General features: G+C 60.4%; 18 protein-coding genes. All 18 read left to right on the forward strand.

What is annotated here, in order from left to right; genetic code table 11:
• Window positions 1-4: 4 nt before the first annotated feature.
• The 18 genes from ACZ1HE_RS15210 to ACZ1HE_RS15295 all read left to right on the forward strand — a co-directional run bounded on the left by ACZ1HE_RS15210 (window position 5) and on the right by ACZ1HE_RS15295 (window position 20,446).
• Complete coding sequence (locus ACZ1HE_RS15210) at window positions 5-1,435, forward strand: aldehyde dehydrogenase family protein (protein ID WP_472622094.1); 1,431 nt, start codon at window positions 5-7, stop codon at window positions 1,433-1,435.
• Window positions 1,436-1,594: 159 nt separating this feature from the next.
• Window positions 1,595-2,419 carry a cupin domain-containing protein gene (locus ACZ1HE_RS15215; protein WP_472622096.1) on the forward strand — a complete coding sequence of 275 codons (825 nt, stop codon included), beginning with the start codon at window positions 1,595-1,597 and terminating at the stop codon, window positions 2,417-2,419.
• A 179-nt stretch (window positions 2,420-2,598) separates the two neighbouring features.
• Window positions 2,599-3,609, forward strand: a complete 1,011-nt coding sequence (locus ACZ1HE_RS15220; RefSeq protein WP_472622098.1) for a branched-chain amino acid ABC transporter permease — start codon at window positions 2,599-2,601, stop codon at window positions 3,607-3,609.
• Between the two features lie 3 nt (window positions 3,610-3,612).
• Window positions 3,613-4,674, forward strand: coding sequence for a branched-chain amino acid ABC transporter permease (locus tag ACZ1HE_RS15225; protein WP_472622100.1), 1,062 nt, complete (start codon window positions 3,613-3,615; stop codon window positions 4,672-4,674).
• On the forward strand, window positions 4,671-5,462 hold the full coding sequence (locus ACZ1HE_RS15230) for an ABC transporter ATP-binding protein (protein ID WP_472622102.1): 792 nt from the start codon (window positions 4,671-4,673) through the stop codon (window positions 5,460-5,462). Before ACZ1HE_RS15225 ends, ACZ1HE_RS15230 begins: the two co-directional genes overlap by 4 nt.
• Entirely contained in the window at window positions 5,455-7,617 is a 2,163-nt protein-coding gene (locus tag ACZ1HE_RS15235; RefSeq protein WP_472622104.1) for a Tm-1-like ATP-binding domain-containing protein, read from the forward strand. Before ACZ1HE_RS15230 ends, ACZ1HE_RS15235 begins: the two co-directional genes overlap by 8 nt.
• Before the next feature lie 3 nt (window positions 7,618-7,620).
• Window positions 7,621-8,445, forward strand: coding sequence for a phosphoenolpyruvate hydrolase family protein (locus ACZ1HE_RS15240; RefSeq protein WP_472622106.1), 825 nt, complete (start codon window positions 7,621-7,623; stop codon window positions 8,443-8,445).
• Between the two features lie 47 nt (window positions 8,446-8,492).
• Complete coding sequence (locus tag ACZ1HE_RS15245) at window positions 8,493-11,666, forward strand: flotillin family protein (protein ID WP_472622108.1); 3,174 nt, start codon at window positions 8,493-8,495, stop codon at window positions 11,664-11,666.
• Window positions 11,667-12,563, forward strand: a complete 897-nt coding sequence (locus ACZ1HE_RS15250) for an SRPBCC family protein (protein ID WP_472622110.1) — start codon at window positions 11,667-11,669, stop codon at window positions 12,561-12,563. It begins immediately after the preceding gene.
• Entirely contained in the window at window positions 12,547-13,344 is a 798-nt protein-coding gene (locus ACZ1HE_RS15255; RefSeq protein ID WP_472622112.1) for an FAD binding domain-containing protein, read from the forward strand. The genes ACZ1HE_RS15250 and ACZ1HE_RS15255 overlap by 17 nt, the downstream gene beginning before the upstream one ends.
• A gap of 1 nt (window position 13,345) precedes the next feature.
• Window positions 13,346-13,732 carry a (2Fe-2S)-binding protein gene (locus ACZ1HE_RS15260; protein ID WP_472622114.1) on the forward strand — a complete coding sequence of 129 codons (387 nt, stop codon included), beginning with the start codon at window positions 13,346-13,348 and terminating at the stop codon, window positions 13,730-13,732.
• A gap of 95 nt (window positions 13,733-13,827) precedes the next feature.
• On the forward strand, window positions 13,828-15,207 hold the full coding sequence (locus tag ACZ1HE_RS15265) for a xanthine dehydrogenase family protein molybdopterin-binding subunit (RefSeq protein ID WP_472622116.1): 1,380 nt from the start codon (window positions 13,828-13,830) through the stop codon (window positions 15,205-15,207).
• Window positions 15,208-15,221: 14 nt separating this feature from the next.
• On the forward strand, window positions 15,222-15,677 hold the full coding sequence (locus ACZ1HE_RS15270) for a hypothetical protein (RefSeq protein WP_472622118.1): 456 nt from the start codon (window positions 15,222-15,224) through the stop codon (window positions 15,675-15,677).
• A 1-nt stretch (window position 15,678) separates the two neighbouring features.
• Window positions 15,679-16,701, forward strand: coding sequence for a xanthine dehydrogenase family protein molybdopterin-binding subunit (locus ACZ1HE_RS15275; protein ID WP_472622120.1), 1,023 nt, complete (start codon window positions 15,679-15,681; stop codon window positions 16,699-16,701).
• Window positions 16,702-16,898: 197 nt separating this feature from the next.
• The gene (locus ACZ1HE_RS15280; RefSeq protein ID WP_472622122.1) at window positions 16,899-17,585 is read left to right on the forward strand and encodes an AAA family ATPase; all 687 of its coding nucleotides are present in this window, start codon (window positions 16,899-16,901) and stop codon (window positions 17,583-17,585) included.
• Window positions 17,582-18,682 carry a vWA domain-containing protein gene (locus tag ACZ1HE_RS15285; protein ID WP_472622124.1) on the forward strand — a complete coding sequence of 367 codons (1,101 nt, stop codon included), beginning with the start codon at window positions 17,582-17,584 and terminating at the stop codon, window positions 18,680-18,682. Before ACZ1HE_RS15280 ends, ACZ1HE_RS15285 begins: the two co-directional genes overlap by 4 nt.
• Window positions 18,679-19,554: an amidohydrolase family protein gene (locus ACZ1HE_RS15290; RefSeq protein WP_472622126.1), complete on the forward strand. Its 876-nt coding sequence runs from the start codon at window positions 18,679-18,681 to the stop codon at window positions 19,552-19,554. Before ACZ1HE_RS15285 ends, ACZ1HE_RS15290 begins: the two co-directional genes overlap by 4 nt.
• A gap of 43 nt (window positions 19,555-19,597) precedes the next feature.
• A complete protein-coding gene (locus ACZ1HE_RS15295; RefSeq protein WP_472622128.1) occupies window positions 19,598-20,446 on the forward strand; it encodes an N-acyl homoserine lactonase family protein in 849 nt (282 codons plus the stop codon).
• The last annotated feature ends 21 nt before the right edge of the window (window positions 20,447-20,467 follow it).

Genomic DNA, 20,467 nt, shown 5'->3' on the forward strand with positions numbered 1-20,467 from the left:
GGTTATGAAACCACTGCTGATCAACGGCGAAACGATCGTGACGACCGCCGCCATCGAAAACATCAACCCCTCTGACACAACGGAAGTGATTGATCGCTTTGCGGTCGCAGGCAAAAGCGAGACGCAAGCGGCAATTGACGCAGCACGTGCGGCGTTTCCTGCGTGGTCGCAATCGGGGCTTCAGCAACGGCACGACATCCTAAAAACCGTTTCGGACGAGATCATGGCCCGACGCAGTGAACTGGGCGAGTTACTGGCCCGCGAAGAAGGCAAAACGCTGCCCGAGGCCATTGGTGAAACCATCCGCGCAGCCCAGATCTTTGATTTCTTTGCAGGGGAAGCCCTGCGCCTGGCGGGCGAGGTTGTGCCATCGGTCAGGCCAGGCGTCGGTGTCGAAATCACGCGCGAGCCGGTGGGCGTCGTTGGCATTATCGCGCCGTGGAATTTTCCGATCGCCATACCAGCGTGGAAGATCGCCCCTGCCCTTTGCTACGGTAACACGGTGGTTTTCAAACCTGCCGAGCTTGTTCCGGGTTGCGCATGGGCGCTGGTCGACATTATCCAGCGCGCAGGCGCTCCGGCGGGTGTCATCAACCTCGTGACCGGACCGGGGAGAATTGTCGGGCAGACCATGCTGGACAGCCCCGATATTGACGCGATCAGTTTCACCGGGTCGGTGGCGACGGGCCAGATCGTGGCCCACGCCTGCACGGTGCAGATGCGCAAGTTCCAGCTTGAGATGGGCGGCAAGAATCCGTTGGTCATTCTGGACGACGCGGACATGGAGATTGCTCTTGATTGCGCGGTCAACGGCGCATTCTTTTCCACGGGGCAACGCTGCACGGCGTCTTCGCGGCTTATTGTGACCGAGGGCATTCACAACCGGTTCGTGGAAGAACTCGCCGAACGGGTGCGGTCGCTGCATGTCGGCCACGCACTGCACGAGACAACACAAATCGGACCGGTCGTTGACGAGACACAATTGAAACAGGACCTGGATTATCTGGATATCGGGGTTTCCCAGGGCGGCAACCTGCGGGCCGGGGGCGATCTGGTTGAGCGTGAGACCAAGGGGCATTTCCTGCAGCCTGCCCTGATCACCGACACGTCCAATGACATGCGCATCAACCGCGAAGAGGTGTTTGGTCCGGTGGCCTCTGTCATTCGGGTCAAGGACTATGACGAAGCGTTGGACGTGGCGAATGACACCGAATTCGGGCTGTCCTCTGGCGTTTGTACGACCTCATTGAAACACGCGACCCATTTCAAACGGAACGCACAGGCAGGCATGGTCATGGTCAACCTGCCAACGGCGGGTGTTGACTATCACGTGCCGTTCGGAGGCACCAAGGGATCGAGTTATGGCGCCCGCGAACAGGGTCGCTATGCCGCCGAGTTCTTCACCACGGTCAAAACCGCATACACCCTGCCCTAAGCATGAAATCCGGCGTCTCTCAAAGAATGCATACATTACCCACAGTCTCTTTCTTGGCGCGGGAGTCTTGCTTTTTGTCGCTGGACCCCGCGATAATTTGGGTGCGGAACTAAACGCCAAATCAAAAGAGCGTTGGTCCGCACAAAGGGAGGAACAGCCATGAGTGAAGCCGTTGCGGTTCACCATGGTGCGTTTGGGAGGACGGCTCTTTATGAGCTGGACAAGTCATTCGTGACACATGCGCACCGTGAGGGGCATCTGATATTCTATGTGAACGGAGGCCCCGCCGGCGTCGATGTCGGCAACACGCCGATAGACCTGAGCGAGACACGCGCTGCCGCTGTCAGTCCGTGGGAGCCCCACAATTTCCTCAAACCCGAAGGCGACCCGACCCTGTGTCTGGTCATGTACATCAAGCCGATGTGGTTTCTCGAAAACAGCCAGTCCGCCGAGGGGGTGCTGGATTTCGGGCGTCCCGAGATCCAGGTGACCACTGAAATCCGGCGCTGGATCCTGCGCCTGACATCCTTGCTCTTGGAGCCTCAGGACGATGCGGCCATGGATGGCTACATGTTTGAAATGACGCGCATTTGCTATGACCAGAGCTGGAAGCGTTGCAAGGAACGCTCACCGCTGGGGCGTCTGAAATCACGGTTTAGCGATTTTCGTGTGCGGCGCAGTCTGCGCCTGATGCAAGAGAACTATTCGGAAGAAATCCAGATGGACGATCTGGCCCGCCAGGTTGGTCTGTCACGTCCACATTTCTTCAAGCTGTTCAAGAAACAGATGGGCATTACGCCGAACCTCTATCTGAACACCCTGCGCGCGGAACATGCGATTACCGAGCTCATGACCACCGGAAAGTCGGTCACCGACATCGGACATGATCTGGGGTTTTCCTCGCAGGCGAGTTTCACCCGGTTTTTCGCGTCGAACGTCGGAATCCCACCCAGCGAATACCGCCGTGTCGCGCATGAGACCTGATGCTTTTCCCGATGCGGGGTGAAGCGAGAAGACTGACGGGTATGCCGATTCTGCAACGACCTCTTCTAGCCTTTCCTCAGGACCAAACGGGCATCACGACCCGCGGTCTTCAGGGAGGAAGAACTCATGAATCGATACCGTTTCGATAACGGTAACGCGCAGCTATCTGCGAGGATAGCATGAGGCGATTGGTCGACAAACATCCTGTCTGGTCCGTTATCCTGTTTGTGCTGGCGGCAATCCTGTTGTGGATGATATTTGCGATCTGGCCAGATTGGCTGAAAGACCTGATTGGCCGTAAGAAGGTGTTCCTGAACGCGCTATTCAACGGCATCACGTTGGGCGGATTGTACTTTCTTGTCGCCAGTGGATTTACCCTAATTTTCGGCCTGATGCGCAATGTGAATCTCGCGCATGGCTCGCTGTATTTGCTGGGCGGTTATGTCGGTTACATCACAGCGGAGGCTACCGGTTGGTGGCTACTGGCTTTTCCGGTGGCCTTTATTGTCGTGGGGGCCTTTGGCGTACTTCTGCAAATCTTTGTGTTCCGCCGCATGGAAGGTGAGGACCTGCGCCAGACGCTGGTGACTATCGGAATCTCGATCGTCATGGCCGACCTGATGCTTTGGGCCTGGGGCGGTGATTTCTACAATATCTCACCGCCGGAATGGCTGAGCGGGCCAATGCAGACGTTCTTTGTCACCACTGTCAAACGCTCGGGAGATCTGGTTTACATGAAGTACCCGCTGGTGCGGATCGTGATCTTTGCCGCCTCTATTGTCGTGGGCGTGGGTATGTGGCTGCTGTTGAACCGCACTCGCATTGGCATGCTGATCCGCGCAGGCGTGGATGACCGCGACATGCTGTCGGCCACGGGCGCTCGGATCCAACTGGTCTTTGTTGCCGTCTTTGCCTTTGGCGCGGGACTGGCAGGCGTCGCCGGAGTCGTCGGGGGAACCTTCCAATCCGTAGCCCCCGGTGAAGATGTCCGGTTCCTGCTGGCGTCTCTTGTCGTGGTGATTGTCGGCGGTATGGGGTCGATCCCCGGCGCGGCGCTCGGGGCACTTTTGATCGGGTTGGCCGAGCAATTCGGCTCAGTCTATTTCCCGACCTACGCCGTGGTCCTGACCTTCCTGATCATGGTTGTCGTGCTGGCCTTCCGGCCGCAAGGCCTGATGGGGAGGGGCTAAGCCATGGCCGTGATCGAAGATAAGATCGCCTCTACCGACATCGAGCGCAAAAGTTGGCTCGAGCGTATTCCGGCAGCCTATTGGCTGGTTGGCTTTGTCCTCTTGGTGATGCCGACCTTCGCGTCCAATTTTGTGCTGTTCCAGATTTTCGGTTGGACCTTTATTCTTGGCATCATTGCCCTGAGCCTGATGTTTCTCGGCGGATATGGCGGCATGGTCAGCCTGGCCCAGATGAGCATAGCGGGGTGCGCTGGCTACATGGTGGCCATCTTTGGGACCAGTGCCATCAGCGACATTTCGATGAACTGGCCGTGGTACATCGCAATCCCAATAGCCTTGGCGATCGCGGTATTGTTCGGCACGCTGATCGGCTGGCTGGCGGTGCGCACCGAGGGCATTTATACGATCATGATCACGCTGGCTATTGCCGCTGCATTCTTTTATTTTGCACGGCAAAACTATACTATTTTCAACGGTTTTTCCGGCTTCAACGGGGTTCTGCCGCCTGCATTGTTCGGTGTCGATTGGCGGGGATCCACAGCATTCTACTACCTGACCCTGTTCTGGGCTGCTTTGGCATATTTCGCGGTGCTTTACGTCTCGCGATCGCCTTTTGGGCTAGCGCTGCAGGGGGTTCGTGACAACCAGCGCCGCATGTCAGCACTGGGCTATAACGCGAATGCGCACAAGGTTGCGGCCTTTGCCTTTGCCGCGTTTCTGGCGGGCATTGGCGGCATCCTGCTAACCTGGCAGTCGGCACAAATCTCACCCGGCACGGCAGGGATTTCCCCAGCAATCGACGTCCTTGTCATCACCGTGATCGGTGGCATGCGCCATCCGGTCGGCGCCTTTATCGGTGCCTTTATCTACGTCATCCTCAAGACCTTTGCGCTGGATGCGCTGGTGGCGTTGGGGCTGAGCGGAGAACGGTTTCAACTGTTGATTGGTATGGGGTTCCTGATCATCGTGTTCTGGTCACCGGACGGCATTCTGGGTCTTTGGGACCGCTGGAAAGAAAACCGCAACAAGGACCCGCTCTTGGATCGCGGAGGTGACGCGCCATGAACGCTCCTGCCAATGTCGCGGAACGGCTGAGTGCAACGGGCACCTCCAATGCGCTGGAAATGCGCAATGTGTCGAAGTATTTCGGTGCGCTGGCGGCGCTTGAAGACATCAATATCACGGTGCGCCCCGGCGAGCGGCGTGCCGTGCTGGGATCGAATGGGGCGGGCAAAACCACGCTGTTCAACTGTGTCACTGGTGACTTCAAGGCGACCACGGGCAATATCCGTTTCTTTGGCGAGGATATCTCTGAATTTCCGCCGCATGAACGCATCCGGCGCGGACTGCGGCGGACGTATCAGATTTCGCTGTTGTTCACGGGCCTCAGCGTACGTGACAACATCTACCTGTCCTGTGTGGGCGTCTCGCGCAGCCGGTTTTCGTTCCTGCGGGCGCGGCGGGATGATGCGCTAATGGCGGCGGCGGACAACCTGGTGGACATGGTGCATCTGAGCGATGATCGGGACACCATCGTGTCAAACCTCAGTTATGGTCAGCAGCGCCAGCTTGAGATCGCCATGGCGTTGGCGGGCGCACCACGTTTCATCCTGTTTGACGAACCGGCCGCGGGGCTCTCGCCCACCGAACGGCGCGAACTGGTGGAAATCCTGAACGGGCTGCCCGGCCACATGGGTTACATCATTATTGAGCACGACATGGACGTTGCCCTGCGCGTCGCCGAGAGCGTCACAATGATGCATAACGGGCGCATTTTTAAAGAGGGAAAACCTGCCGAGATCGAAGAAGATCCCGAAGTGCAGGCGCTGTACCTGGGAGGCGACGATGAGTGATCGCAACGGCCCCCCTGCCCTCGAGGTGCGCGATCTGAATGTCTATTACGGACACAGCCATGCCTTGCAAGGGGTGGATCTGCGGTTGGACCACGGCGTCCTCTCTGTTGTGGGCCGCAACGGCATGGGAAAAACCACTCTCTGCAAGGCGATCATGGGGCTGGTGCCGGTGGCGTCGGGGGATATTTCCTTTGGCGGGCAATCACTGGTCGGCAAGACCCCGGCAGAGATCGCGCGGATGGGTGTTGGCTATGTGCCTCAAGGTCGCCGTCTCTGGCCGTCTCTGACGGTGGATGAACACCTGAAACTGGTGGCCAAGCGCGGTGGTGCGTGGAATGTCGAGCGGATCTATTCGACCTTTCCGCGACTGGCCGAGCGCAAGTCAAACGGCGGCGCACAGCTGTCAGGAGGCGAGCAGCAGATGCTGGCGATTGCCCGGGCCTTGCTGTTGAACCCCAAGCTGTTGGTCATGGACGAGCCGACCGAAGGTCTGGCCCCGGTGATCGTGCAGCAAGTCGAAGACATGCTGGTCAGGCTGGGCCAGGAAGGCGGCATCGAAGTCCTTGTGATTGAACAAAATATCGGCGTTGCCTGTGCGGTGGCCGAAAGCGTTGGCATCATGGTCAACGGCCGGATCAACCGGATCATGGACAGTGGGGTTCTGTCCGCCGACCGCGACTTGCAACAGACGATGCTGGGGGTCGGACGTCACGCACATGACGAAACACCCGAGACCGCGCCAAGCGAACAGGTGCCAGAGGAAAGCCATCACAGCACGATCAAGAAGGTTTACCTGTCAAATCCGTCGACCCCGACACGCTGGTCGCGTGCCGTACCAGTGCGTGTGATCGAAGGAACGGCTCGCACCGTAACACCGGATCGGCGCGACGCCGAAACGCCTACAGCTATGGTGCAACGTCCGCGCGGTGCCGGAGCGTTGCTTGTCTGTGGAACGCTGGACACCAAGGGGCCGGAACTGCGCTTCATGCGTGACATCCTCAAGGATCAAGGGCTAGCCGTGCGTCTGGTGGATCTGTCGACCTCGGGCAAGCCCTCGGGGGCCGAGGTGCCGCCGCATGCCGTGGCAGGGTTCCACCCGCGCGGATCAAGCGGCGTCTTTACCGGAGATCGCGGCACCGCTGTGTCAGGAATGACGCTGGCCTTTGAACGCTGGATGCAGCTGCAGACGGACGTGGCTGGCGTTGTTGCTGCCGGCGGTTCTGGTGGGACGGCGCTAGTGGCCCCCGCCTTCCGTAGTCTGCCGGTGGGCGTCCCGAAAATGATCATCTCGACTGTAGCTAGTGGTCAGACCGAGCAATATGTCGGCCCGTCGGACATCACCATGATGTATTCTGTGGCCGATGTGCAGGGCATCAACTCGATCACCCGCGAGGTGCTGGGCAACGGCGCGCATGCTCTGGCGGGAATGGTCAAGGGACGCCGCGCGGCGCAACCGCAACAAAACGACAAACCCGCCATCGGGTTGACGATGTTCGGGGTCACGACACCCTGTGTGCAGATGGTCACGGCGGAGTTGGAAGAGGATTTCGACTGTCTTGTCTTCCACGCCACCGGCACCGGCGGGCGTTCAATGGAAAAACTGATGGACAGCGGCATGTTATCGGCCGTTGTTGACCTGACGACCACCGAGGTCTGTGACATGGTCGCGGGCGGCGTGTTCGCCGCCAACGAGGACCGGTTCGGGGCCTCGATCCGCTCTGGCCTGCCCTTTATCGGCTCTTGCGGCGCACTCGACATGGTGAACTTTAACGCGCCCGACACGGTACCCGAGCACTACCGCGGCCGGAACCTGTACGAGCACAATCCGCAGATCACACTGATGCGGACCACTGTCGAAGAAAACATCAAGATGGGCCACTGGATTGGCGAGCGGCTGAACGAAATGACAGGGCCGGTCCGGTTCTTCCTGCCCGAAGGTGGTGTCTCGCTGCTCGATGCGCCGGGAAACCAGTTCTGGGACCCCGAAGCCAATGCCGCCCTGTTCAAGGCGCTGGAAGAGACCGTGCGCCAGAACACCAATAGGCAATTGGTGCGCGTGCCCAACAACATCAATGACCCGGAGTTTGCACAAATCATCGTGCAGACCTTTCGCAGTTTCCATTCCGCCGAACGGCGCAATTCCGCAGGAGAGTAATCCATGTTCGACCGTATCGAGTTGATGACCAAGTTCCGCGCCATGCGCGATGCAGGCGAGCCGATCATCGGCGGCGGTGCAGGCACCGGCCTGTCCGCAAAATGCGAGGAAGCGGGCGGCATCGACCTGATCGTGATTTACAACTCGGGCCGCTACCGCATGGCCGGGCGCGGCTCGCTCGCCGGGCTGATGCCCTATGGCGATGCCAACGGCGTGGTGATGGAGATGGCGGGCGAAGTGCTGCCCGTGGTCAAGAATACGCCAGTTCTGGCAGGGGTCTGTGCCACCGATCCGTTCCGATTGATGGACAAGTTCCTTGATGACGTGAAGACCACCGGCTTTTCCGGGGTGCAAAATTTCCCGACCGTGGGTCTGATTGACGGCAGTTTCCGGGCCAATCTGGAAGAGACAGGCATGGGTTACCAGCACGAGGTCGACATGATCGCGAAAGCGCATGAGCGCGGCTTGCTGACCACCCCTTATGTGTTCTCGGAAGAAGACGCTGCCGCGATGGCCAAGGCGGGGGCCGACATCATCGTCGTGCATCTGGGCCTGACCACGGGTGGCAGCATCGGGGCCGAAACCGGCGTCACGCTGGAGCAGGCGCCTGCCCTCACTGACGCCTGGGCCGCTGCAGCGCTTGCGGTCAATCCGGACACTATTGTTCTGGTGCATGGCGGCCCCGTCGCCACACCACAAGACGCTGATTTTGTTCTGAAAAACACCAAGAATTGTCATGGGTTCTATGGCGCGTCGTCCATGGAACGTTTGCCGACCGAAGTCGCGCTGACCGCCATGACGGCTGAGTTCAAGAAGATCGGCCGCTAAGGCCGGGAAGATTTGGTCGCACCAGCGACTAAAGGGAGGAAAGAAAGATGACAGGGCAACTCATCGGACAACTGATCCTTTGGCTAATCACGGCTGTGATCGCCATATTCATCCTCTACTGGGTGATGCACTGGCTTTACCGCCGTTCCACGAAAGAGGTCGCCTTTGTCCGGACCGGTTTCCTGGGCGAAAAGGTGGTGATCGACGGCGGCGCATTTGTCTGGCCAATCATCCACGACATCACGCCGGTGAACATGAACTCGATGCCGCTGGCGGTGACACGCGAGCGCGATGACGCGCTGATCACCAAGGATCGAATGCGGGTCGACGTGGATGCCGAATTCTACGTGCGTGTCGCCCAGTCGAAGGATGCCGTGAGCCTGGCCGCGGCCACACTGGGCCGTCGCGCGTTGGAGCCTGAGCGCCTGCATGCCTTGCTGGAAGGTAAGTTCATCAGCGCCCTGCGCACTGTTGCCAGTGAAATGACCATGGAAGAACTGCACGAAAACCGGAACGCCTATGTTGCCCGCGTTCTGGAAGCCGCGCAGGACGGTCTGAACAAGAACGGTCTGGAGCTGGAAAGCGTTGCGGTCACGGACATTGACCAGACCGACATTGAGTACTTCAACCCGTCCAACACCTTTGACGCCGTGGGTCTGACCAAAGTCATCGAATCGATCGAAGAGCGGCGCAAGCTGCGCAACGACATCGAACAGGACACCATGATCCGCATCCGTGCGCGCAATCTGGAAGCCGAGAAAGAGGCGCTGAACATCGACCGCGCCAGCGAAGAGGCACGATTGGATCAGGAACGCGATGTGGAATTCCGCCGGGCCCAACAGCGCGCGGAACTGGCGCGCGAACGGTCCGAGCGCGAGAAAGAAGCCGAACAGGCCACCCTTTCGTCGCGCGAAGCCATTGAGACCGCGCGTATTTCCAATGAGCATCAGATCGCAGAGGCGCGGATCGCCTCGGAACGCGATATTCGCCAGCAAGAGATTGAGCGCCAAAAGGTTGTCGATCAGGCCGAAATCTCGACCCGCGAGACCATCGATAAGGCACGGATTAAAACACAAAAGGAAACTGACGCGGCCGAGATCGCCGCCAAGGAAGCCATCGAAAAGGCGCGTCTGGCGCAGGAAAAGGCCATAACCGAAGCACGGATCGACAAGGACCGCGAGACGCAAAGTCAGGAAATTGATCGTCAGCGCGTTGTTGATGAGGCCGACATTTCCGCCCGCGAAGTGGTGGAACGCGCCCGCATTGCGCAGGAAAAGATCATCACCGAGGAGCGGATTGCCTTGGAGCAATCCACCAAGGAACACGAGATCGCCCGCAATCTTGCCGTGCAAAAGGCAGAGATCGCCAGCCGTGAAGCTGCCGAAAAGCTGCGGATCGTGCAGGAGAAGACGGTAAATGCCGAGCGCATCACCTCGGATCGTGAAACCCGCGCGCTGGAAATTGAGCGTCAGAAGGTTCTGGAAGAGGCCGAGATCGCCTCGCAACAGGCCACGGAAGCGGCCCGCATTGCCCGTGAAAAGGCCCTGAGCGCGGAACGTATTTCTGCCGAGCAAGACACGCGCAGCCGCGAGATCGAACGACAAAAGATCCTCGACGAAGCCCAGATCGCGGCGGCCGAAGAGACCTCGAAGTCGCGGATCGCGCAGGAAGAGCGTGTGCGCTCGCTCGAGATCGCCCGCAACCAGGCGGTGGACGAAGCTGAAATCGCCAGCCGTGAAGCTGTCGAAAAGGCCCGCATCGCGCAGGACAAGCAGGTGGCCTTTGACCGGATTGCTGCTGACGAGGAAACCGAGGAACGCGCCGTGCTGAAGGCTGCTGCGCTGGAATCGGCTCAGATTGCGGCCAAGGAAGCGACCGAGGCCAAGCGCATCGCGCAAGAGAAAGCGACGACCGCCGACCGGATCGCCTACGAGAAAGAGACACGCGAGTTGGAAATCGCCCGCAATCAGGCCGTGCAGGAAGCCGAAGTTGCGGCAGGTGAAGCGGTGGATGCCTCGCGCATCGCCAAGGATGCCAAGCTTGCCGTCAAGCGGATCGAAAGCGAAGAACGCACCCGCGAACGCGACGTGGCCAAGGCCCAAGCGGTTGAAACGGCAGAGATCGCCAAGACCGAAGCGACCGAGGCGGCACGGATTGCAAAAGAGAAAAAACTCGCCGCCGAGCGCATCGCCTATGAGCAAGACATGCGCGAACGCGAGATCGCCCGCAACCGTGTGGTGGATGCTGCCCAGATCGCGGCCGAAGAAGCCATCGAGGCCGCCCGCGTGGCCAAGGAAAAGACAGTGGATGCCGAAAAGATCCTGGCAGAACAGGAGTTGGACGCGAAGAAACTCGGCCGCAAGAAGGCGCTGGAGCAATTGGAAATCTCTCGCGTACAAGCCCTGCGCGAGGCCGAGATTGCCAGCCAGGAAGAGGTGGAGCGCGCCCAGATCGCCAGCGAGCGTGGACTGGACGAGGCGCGCATCGGTCATCAGACCGAGCGTCGCCAGCGCGAGATCGCGCGCGAGCAGACCGTGGAAGAAGCGGCGATGGAAAAGGCCATCGCGCTCTATCAGAAGTCGCTTGAGGAAAGCGCGGCAGCTGCCGAGGCGGACATTGCCCGCGCCCGCGCTGTTGAAGCGGCTGAAAAGGTTGCCACAACCAAGGAAACCGAAGAGGCCGCGCGCCGCAAATCGGTCGATGTGGTTATGGCCGAGAAACTGGCCGAGGAAAAACGCATCGCTGCCGAAGCCGAAAAGGTGCGTGCAGCCGTCGAAGCCGAGGCTCAGAAGCTTATCAACGAAGCCGAAAACGTGCTTACCGACGAAGCCCGTCATTCGCTGTTCAAGCGCAAGATGCTGGAGCATGTCGAGGGCATCGTCGCCGCGAGCGTCAAGCCGCTCGAGAAGATCGACGAGATCAAGATCATGCAACTTGGCGGCAATGGCGCCGGTGGTCTTGGTATGGGCGGCGGCGGTTCCGCTGGCGGCGGTGGCGGTGGCGGCGACGGCAACAGCCCCACCGACGAGGTGATCAACTCTGCACTGCGCTACCGCGTTCAGGCGCCAATGATCGACAGCCTGCTGAGCGACATTGGTGTCGATGGGTCCAACCTCGCCAAATCCAGTGTGCTGCGTGACGCCAGCGACCTTGGGCGCGCGGGCAACGAAGCCAAGCGCCTGATGGGTGATGGCGGCTCAAAATCCGGGGAGAAAAAGTAAATGGCCCGCGTTTATACCTCAACCGTCATCGGGGCGAGTGCCGACCGCGTATGGGAGCGCGTGCGCGGCTTCAACGACCTGCCCCGCTGGCACCCCCGCATCCGCGATAGCCGCATCGAAGATGCGCTGCCCGCGGACAAGGTTGGCTGCATCCGCAACTTTAACCTGCAGAACGGCGACAACATCCGCGAACAACTGCTGGGTCTCAGCGATTACGACATGTTCTGCACCTATTCGATTCTCGAAAGCCCCATGCCGCTGACCGAATACGTTGCAACGATCCGGTTGACCCCGATCACCGACGGCGAGCGGTGCTTTGCCGAATGGTCGGCTGAGTTTTCGTGCGACCCGGATGTCGAGGACGATCTGGTGAATGGCATAGGCAACGATGTCTTTCAGGGCGGGTTCGACGCGCTGAAACGGCATTTCGGGGTTGAGATGGTCAAGGTGATCCGCAGCACGATCCTTAACGCGCCGATTGATGCGGTGTGGGACGTGATCCGCGATTTCAATGGCCATGACCAGTGGCACCCGGCGGTCGCGACCAGCCAGATCGAGCGCGGCAACCCCTCGGACCTGGTGGGGTGCGTGCGGCGGTTCAAGCTTGAGGACGGCTCGGAGTTGCGTGAGCAGCTGCTGACGCTGTCGGATATCGAACAGAGCTTTTCCTACTGCCTGCTCGACACCCCGATCCCGCTTTTCAACTACGTCGCCCATTGCCGCCTGTTTCCGGTGACCGATAGCGATGTGACCTTTTGGGAATGGGAAAGCCGGTTCGACACCCCCGGGGACAGGAACAGGAGCTGGCCGAAATGGTCGGCGACAAAATCTACAGCGCAGGCTTTGAAGCGGTCCGCGCGCATATGGGACTGGAGGCGGCATGAGCATTTCCGTTGAAACCTATTCCACCGTCGCCGAGGCGGCTTCGGCCATGCGGGACGGCAGCGAATTTCTGGGCGGTGGCACGATGGTGGTGCGCGGGCTGAACTTTGCCACGCCGACCTATACACGCGTAGTGCGCAGTACGGATGCGTCCCTGCAAGAGGTACGTCCCGAAGCGGCCGGTTTGCGCATTGGGGCCGGGGCGACCATGACTCAGTTGATGCGGGCAAGCGGTGCAGAGTTCCTTGAGCCCGTGGCGCGCTCGATTGGCGGCCCTGCGGTACGCAACATGGCAACCGTAGGGGGCAACCTATTCGTGCGGTCTCCGTTCGGAGATCTGGGTGTGGCCCTGCTGGCGCTGGACGCGCGCGTCGAGATGTCAGACGGACAATCTCTGGCAATCGAAGACTTCTATGCGCAACGCGACCGTTTGCGGGAGCTGGTGGCCGCCGTGATCGTCCCACGCCCCGCGCATGGCGCCTTTCGCTACCGGAAAGTCACCCGTACCAAACCCAAGGGCGCTGCAGTGATGACAATCGCAGTACAGGTTCCAGGCGGCGGGCGCGTCAGCGGCGCGCGGATCGCCTTTGGGGCCATGGGCGCAACACCCCTGCGTGCAAAGGACGCCGAAGCCGCGCTGGATGGCGCAAGCCTGGATGCCAATGGTGTGCAGCGCGCCTGCGAAACGTGCTGCAACGGTCTGGACCCGCAAGACGATTCACTCGCGTCTGCCTGGTACCGCCGCGAGGTTGCCCCGGTGCATCTGCGCCGCCTGTTGCTGGGTGAGGAGACCTGACATGACCAAAACCCCGATCCAATTCAACCTGAACGGCGCAGACATTGGTGTCTTTGCCGAAGGTGGTGCAAACCTCTTGGACGTGCTGCGCCGCGACGCCGGGGACCTGACCCCGAAACAGGGCTGTGCCCAAGGTGGATGTGGCGCCTGCAGCGTGCTTATTGATGGAGAGTTGCATCTTGCCTGCCTGACTCTGGCCGAAACCGCAATTGGCAAGCGGATCGAGACGACCGCAAGCCTGTCCACCGGTCCGGATATGCATCCGCTGCAAAAAGCGTTTGCCGAAGGGTTTGCAGCGCAATGCGGGTTCTGTAGCCCCGGCATGGTGATGGCGGCCAAGGCGCTGCTGCGGGACAATCCCAATCCGACACGCGACCAGGTGGCTTAGCGCCATCGCAGGCAATATCTGCCGCTGCACAGGTTACGAGCCGATCATCAATGCGATTCTGACTGCCGCGACTGAAATGCGCGGGAGGGGGCAGCATGAGCAGCGTAGAGTTCCGCAAAGACCTGTTTGCAGACGAGCGGCAGGATGATCTGAGAGAAATCGGCAAACCGATCGTGCGTCAGGACATCATTGGCCACGTCACGGGGCGGTCAAAGTTCTACGATGACCACCTGTTTGACGGGCTCTTGCACATGCGCTGCGTGCGCTCACCGCACCACCATGCACGCATCCGCAACGTCGATGTGTCTGCCGCCGACCGCATGCCCGGCGTGCGCCGGATTATCTGGCCGCATGATGTGCCATATAACATCAACACACTGTTATCGCTTATTAATTTCGGACGCGATGATGAGCAGCTTCTGAGCGACAAGAAGGTGTCTTACCAGGGCGAGCCGATCCTCGCCATCATCGCCGACACCGAGCGTCAGGCACGCGAAGCGGTGGCAGCGGTGCGGGTGGACTGGGAAGAGCTGCCGCATGTGCTGGATGTTGAAGAAGCCATCAAGCCCGGCGCGCCTGTGGTGAATGAAGAGTATCCCAACAACACGTTCGACTATCACGACCTCTACGATCACCAGAAACTGCGCTTTGGCGACGTGGAAACGGCGCTGCAACAGGCCGATCACGTGATCGAGGGTGAGTATCAAATGTCCCCCATCGAGCAGGCTCCGGTCGAGACCTGCGGTGCCATCGCCGCGCCCGAAGAAAACGGGCGCTTTGTCTGCCACACGGCCACGCAGGCACTCTTTTTCTCGCTCGGAGTGACGGCCAAGCTGTTGGATATGCCCTCGTCCAAGTTGCACTTTATCGGCGGCACGGTGGGCGGCGGATTTGGCGGCAAGGTCGACAGCCTGCACGAGCCTCTGGCCGTTCTTGGCGCGCATCTGACGGGCCGCCCCGTCAAATCCATGTGGGACCGCACCGAAGAAATGCGCGTGGGCGCGCCCCGAGGCGCCGAACGCTGGCGCATTCGCGACGGGGTGATGAATGACGGGCGCATCATAGCTCGTGAGTTCACAGGCTTCTTTGACAGCGGAGCCTTCACGCGCCTCAGTTCCTACGCGATCATCAAGGGCACCGGCCACTTGCCTGGCCCTTATACGATCCCCAATGTCTCGTCGAACGTCTATTGCGTTTACACCAACCGCACGCCAGCCACTGCAATGCGCGGATTTGGGATCACAGGGGTAGATTTCGCCATCGAGTGTCATATGGACAAGGTGGCCGAGGCCGTCGGCATGAACCCGGTCGAACTGCGTATTCTGAACGCCTATCGCGACGGCGACGTCAAGGCGCATCGTCGCTTTGCCAAGAACACCGCACTGATCGAGTGCTGTCAGGTGGCCGCACAAAAGGCGGGGATGCGGCTATCACCCGAGACCGAACGGGCCTCGAGCAAAGAGGGGGCGGCGTAGGCTGGCGCGCCGAGGTGCCGGAAACGCTGACCGATGACATGGGACGTATCGGAGACCGCAGACAGCGCGAGATCCCGCCCCAGCCTATGGGCGGCGCAACGAACAAGGGGCGGGTTCCTGCTGGGACGATGGGCGAAGCTGTTGTGGCTGCCGAGGTGCAGGACGCGGATATGGAGATTGACCCCACGCGGATCGGGCATTCGGTGTCCAAGGCTTTTGAAGCACAGCCCCAGGCTCCGCAACCGGCAATGACAAACGCGGGCATCCCTGCTCCACAGCAGACGCCACCGCCTGCTGCTCCACCAGTGTCAACGCCCCAACCCAGCCCGGCACCTGCGCCCTCAGCTTTTGCCGAACCTTCGGCGCCACCACCGGCGCCAACCGCCGCCTATAAGCCCGACCAACCGTTTCAGCGTGGCATCAAACGCCCCGGCGTCTCGCGCTTTATTTCCGGCACAAGGAGACGTTGAGATGAGCATTCACAAGGGGCGCGGATTTGCCTGTATCAACTACCCCATTGGCATGAATTTGGGCGGTGATCCCGCCCAGGCGCTGGTGCACTCGACCCCGGATGGCAAATTCAAGGTCACCATGTCGGCCATCGATCTGGGACAGGGCATGAAATCCGTCACCCGCCAGATCGCTGCCGAGGCACTGGGCGTGCCCATTGCGGATGTCCATGTCGACACCGCCGACAGCGACACCGGCCCGCATGACATGGGCTCGTTTGCCTCACGCGGGACACACCGTATGGGCAACGCCGTGATCCGCGCCGCAACCGAGGCAAGGACAGCGCTTCTGGAAGCCGCAGCCGAGGAACTGGAAGTCAACGCCAGCGATCTGGAAACCGACGGACGCGGCAATATCCAGGTCAAGGGCGCGCCGGGGCGGTCGATCACTGTCGAAGAAACCGCAGAAGCCGCCCAATTCAAACAAGGGCGTACGCTGTCGGGCCGTGGCATTTTCCTGATCCCCCCTTCGGATGCGGACCCTGACACCGGCGAAATGTCACCGGTGACAACCTTCGCCCACGCAGCCCTTGTGGTGGATCTCGAGGTGGATGACGAAACCGGCGAAGTCACCGTGAACCAAATCAACTCGGCCTACGAGGTAGGCCGCGCCCTAAACGCCAAACTGGTGGAACAGCAATTGATTGGTGGCGCGTGGATGGGTGTCAGCCACGCGCTCTACGAGACAACCGAACCCTATTATCCGGTCCGAGACCACATGCCCGGCGACTTTGTCGAATACCTGCAACCTGGGCCGGGCGAGGTCGTGGACCACAACATCGCAATTCTGGAACGCCCCGCCGAGGATGGGCCGTTTGGCGGTAAGGGGCCGGGCGAAATGTGTGCGAACCCCGTACTGCCCGCGATTGCCAATGCGGTTTACAACGCCGTGGGCGTGCGCTGTGACAGCCTGCCGATCACGCCGGAAAAGATCCTGCGCGGGCTTCAGGCAAACGGTGGCGCGCGGCCACAGGGGGCGCTCTGATCCATGGCCGTGCGCGCGTCCATATCCGGCATATCCAGCCCTGCCGACCTGCAACGCACCTTGCGGGACGCGCAGTATTTGGCGGATGAGGGGTTGGCAACGGCAGCCTATCTGGCGCTGGCTTTGGGCAAGCCGCTGTTGTTGGAGGGCGCGCCGGGGTTGGAAAAACCGAAGCGGCCAAAGCGATTGGCGCCGTTTTGTCACGGCAGGTCAGCCGCTTGCAGTGTTTTGAAGGCATCGATGCCGCGGCGGCGATCTATGAATGGAATTATCCCCGCCAGATGCTGGCGATCCGGCAGGCCGGGGATGCCTATGTCAACATCTACGGAGATGAGTTCCTGCTGGAGCGCCCCTTGCTCGGAGCATTGCGGACACCCGCCGATACGCTGTTGCTGATCGACGAGATCGACCGATCGGACCATGAATTCGAAGCCTTCCTGTTAGAGTTCCTGTCGGATTTCACCATCTCGATCCCCGAAACCGGAACAGTCCGTGCCACCCAGCATCCGGTCGTGGTGCTAACATCGAACCGGACCCGCGATTTGCACGAAGCCTTGCGTCGACGTTGTGTTTATCACTGGATCGACTATCCCGACCCCGCGCTCGAGGCCGAGATTGTGATGGCGCGCGCGTCCAGCGTCGCCCAAGGCACAGCGGATGCGGTTGTGGCAGCAGTCGGCCGGCTGCGACACGAGCCGCTGGCCAAGCCCCCCGGTGTTGCCGAGACCATCGAATGGGCCGAAGCGGCAACATTGCTACATTCGCAAGGCAATCCGTGGCCTGACGCCTTCCTGCGCTCAATCGGCGTGGCGCTCAAGGACCACGACGACCTGACCTATATGCAGCCCAATCTGGGCAGCGTGATACCGGGCATGGCCGCATGAGGTTGCCGCAGGCCGCATATCCTTTTGTCGAATTTCCGGCGATCCTGCGCAGTCATGGCTTTGCCATCGCGCCGGACCAGACCATGGGGTTCATCGAGGCCATTGGCCTGCTCGGGCCGCAAGACATGAGTGATATCCATGCCGCAGGGCTGGCCATGCTGGCCATTCCGCATGAACGGCAGGCCGAATATGACGCCCTGTTCCGCGCATATTTCATGGGGCAGGCCGTTGCCGCCCCCGCCGGAGGGGAAGACGACGACGAGGTTCAGGTGCATGAACCCAGCGGTGAGACACAGGAAACTGTGGTCGATGAAGACGAAAGCGAAGTCGGCGCCGAGGCGGTGCGTGGCGAGCGTCTGGCCCATCGCGACTTTGCCGGGATTGAGGAAGACCTCGCCCTGAGAGAGTTCCGCCGTCTGGCCCCTGCCCGCCTGCCCCGCCGCCTGTCCTATCGCCGCGCGGCGTCGCGCCATGGCGACCGGTTGAACATGCGGCAGGCGCTGCGGGAAGCCGTCCGGCGCGACGGTGAAGTATTCACCCTGCCCCAAACGCGGCGCAAGAAGCGCCAGCGGCGCATCGTGTTGCTGGTCGATGTTTCCGGCTCGATGAAAGACCGCACGGACAGCACGCTGCGTTTCGCCCACGCTTTGGCGCAATCCGCCGACCGGTTCGAAGCCTTTACGCTGGGCACCCGGCTGACCCGGATCACCTCTGCCCTGAAGATCACCCATCAGGCCGAGGCGCTGTCTCGCACCGGCGCACTGGTTGCAGATTTTGACGGCGGTACGAGGATCGGTGACGCTCTGGACGCGTATCTAAACGTGCCGCGCTTTGCTGGATTTGCCCGTGGCGCGGCCGTCATCGTCTTGTCAGACGGGTTGGAGCGTGGCGATCCGGCCGCGATGATCGCCGCTGTCCAACGCCTTTCACGTTTGGCATGGCGGCTGGACTGGCTCACGCCTCTGGCAGGAGGCGAGGGCTACGCCCCGCGCACAGAGGCCCTGCAAGCAGTCCTGCCCTGGCTCGACAGCCTGTCAGACGGAAGCCGGACAAGTGCCATCGCGTCTCATGTCTTGAACCTTGCGAGGGCGGCATGATCGACGCGCATCACCACATCTGGCGGCAAGCGGACCTGCCGTGGCTTCTCGGCCCTGAACAACCGCGAATTTTTGGCCCCTATGCACCGATCATGCGGGACTATTCTATCGAAGAGTACCTTGCCGACATCAAAGACTCTGGCATCACCAAATCTGTCTATGTCCAGGCCAATTGGTCACCGGACCGGTACGAGGACGAAGTGGCCTGGGTGCAGTCGGTCGCGGATCAACACGGCTGGCCCCACGGGATCGTGGGCTATGCCGATTTCACAGTTGATGATGTGCGCCCACAATTGGAAAAGCTGAAGGACTATACCTTGATGCGCGGCATCCGCCAGCAATTCCATTGGCACGAGAACCCGCTTTACCAGTTTGCTCAGCGCGCTGACCTGCCAGCCGACCCCACCGTACAAAAGAACATCGCCAGACTCGCCGACTATGGCTGGTCCTTTGATTTGCAGGTGTTCACCAGCCAGATGGCTGACGCCGCGAAACTGGCTCGTGCCTGCCCTGACGTGACCTTTGTCCTGCAACACGCAGGCATGCTGGAAGACACGTCGGACAAGGGATGGGCGGCATGGCGCGACGGGATACGCCGCCTTGCGGAATGCGCGAATGTTGTCACCAAGCTTTCTGCCTTTGGTACCTTTATCCACCGCAACGACGCCAGTTTCATTCTCGAGATGATCACCGAGACCGAAAAGATCTTTGGCGCGGAGCGCTGCATGTTCGGCTCGAACTATCCGATCGAAAAGCTCTGGACCAGCTATGACGCGCTGTTCACTGCCTTTCAGCAGGGCGCATCGGCACTTTCGAACAAAGCGCAATTCGCAATCTTCAATGACACCGCCGAGCGGGTCTACCGACTTTGACCAATAAGGGGCAACAGCCCCGTGACGACAGGGAGAATACAATATGGCCTTAGCAATCCACGTACTCGATTACGGCGATATCGAACTGGAAACTTCGTTCCTTGTGCTGGGGCATGAATGCGGCCGTGTGCGCCGCGTGCCGGTATATGGCTTTCTCATTCTTGGCGGTGAATACCCCGTGCTGGTCGATACCGGCTATCGCGACAACGCGATCATGGAAACGCTGGGGATGCGCGGGTTGCAATTCCACGACAACATGATCGAGAACCAGCTGGCCAAGCACGGCCTCAAACTGGGCGATATCCGCTATATCCTGCACACCCACCTGCATATCGACCACGCGGGCAAAGATGACCTCTTTCCGATGAATACAACCGTGGTTCTGAACCGCCGCGAGATGGAGTTTTCGGTCTCGGGTATCATGTACCCACAATACCCCAAGCCCGACATCAAGCACCTTGTCGACCGTATCTACGAGGACGGCGCGATGCGGTTTCTAGATTTGGAAATCACCCAAGCCGAAGAGATCATTCCCGGCGTCTGGTGCGAGGCGGCAGGTGCCCATACCGAAGGCTCGATGAACGTGATTGTCGAGACCGCCGAAGGGCTCGCCTGTATCTGCGGCGATGTAATCTATGACTTCAACGATCAGATCGTGAATCAGGTGCGCGTGAACAACTTCATGGAACCGCAAGTGACGGGCAACCACTCCGGCTCAAAACGCGGGGAGAAGGCGGCGATTAAGCGACTCTTGAACAACTATACATTCCTGCTGCCCGTGCATGACAAACCCGCCAAGATCGAGAACCAACAGGTTGTCGGACGGCTTGGCATGTCGGTGCCCGGCCCGATGACCGAGACGCTGCCCGCACGGCAGTGGTTCCCCGTCTGAGCCTTTTGAACGACCAACCCG

This window comes from Falsiruegeria sp. JB4-1 (genome assembly GCF_055693495.1).

Bases quoted from the DNA above. Each gene is read 5' to 3' on its own strand.
- ACZ1HE_RS15240 (WP_472622106.1), top strand. From the start codon at position 7,621: ATGTTCGACCGTATCGAGTTGATGACCAAGTTCCGCGCCATGCGCGAT.
- ACZ1HE_RS15285 (WP_472622124.1), top strand. From the start codon at position 17,582: ATGAGGTTGCCGCAGGCCGCATATCCTTTTGTCGAATTTCCGGCGATC.
- ACZ1HE_RS15275 (WP_472622120.1), top strand. From the start codon at position 15,679: ATGAGCATTCACAAGGGGCGCGGATTTGCCTGTATCAACTACCCCATT.
- ACZ1HE_RS15245 (WP_472622108.1), top strand. From the start codon at position 8,493: ATGACAGGGCAACTCATCGGACAACTGATCCTTTGGCTAATCACGGCT.
- ACZ1HE_RS15260 (WP_472622114.1), top strand. From the start codon at position 13,346: ATGACCAAAACCCCGATCCAATTCAACCTGAACGGCGCAGACATTGGT.
- ACZ1HE_RS15230 (WP_472622102.1), top strand. From the start codon at position 4,671: ATGAACGCTCCTGCCAATGTCGCGGAACGGCTGAGTGCAACGGGCACC.
- ACZ1HE_RS15210 (WP_472622094.1), top strand. From the start codon at position 5: ATGAAACCACTGCTGATCAACGGCGAAACGATCGTGACGACCGCCGCC.
- ACZ1HE_RS15235 (WP_472622104.1), top strand. From the start codon at position 5,455: ATGAGTGATCGCAACGGCCCCCCTGCCCTCGAGGTGCGCGATCTGAAT.
- ACZ1HE_RS15265 (WP_472622116.1), top strand. From the start codon at position 13,828: ATGAGCAGCGTAGAGTTCCGCAAAGACCTGTTTGCAGACGAGCGGCAG.
- ACZ1HE_RS15250 (WP_472622110.1), top strand. From the start codon at position 11,667: ATGGCCCGCGTTTATACCTCAACCGTCATCGGGGCGAGTGCCGACCGC.
- ACZ1HE_RS15255 (WP_472622112.1), top strand. From the start codon at position 12,547: ATGAGCATTTCCGTTGAAACCTATTCCACCGTCGCCGAGGCGGCTTCG.
- ACZ1HE_RS15220 (WP_472622098.1), top strand. From the start codon at position 2,599: ATGAGGCGATTGGTCGACAAACATCCTGTCTGGTCCGTTATCCTGTTT.
- ACZ1HE_RS15215 (WP_472622096.1), top strand. From the start codon at position 1,595: ATGAGTGAAGCCGTTGCGGTTCACCATGGTGCGTTTGGGAGGACGGCT.
- ACZ1HE_RS15290 (WP_472622126.1), top strand. From the start codon at position 18,679: ATGATCGACGCGCATCACCACATCTGGCGGCAAGCGGACCTGCCGTGG.
- ACZ1HE_RS15225 (WP_472622100.1), top strand. From the start codon at position 3,613: ATGGCCGTGATCGAAGATAAGATCGCCTCTACCGACATCGAGCGCAAA.
- ACZ1HE_RS15295 (WP_472622128.1), top strand. From the start codon at position 19,598: ATGGCCTTAGCAATCCACGTACTCGATTACGGCGATATCGAACTGGAA.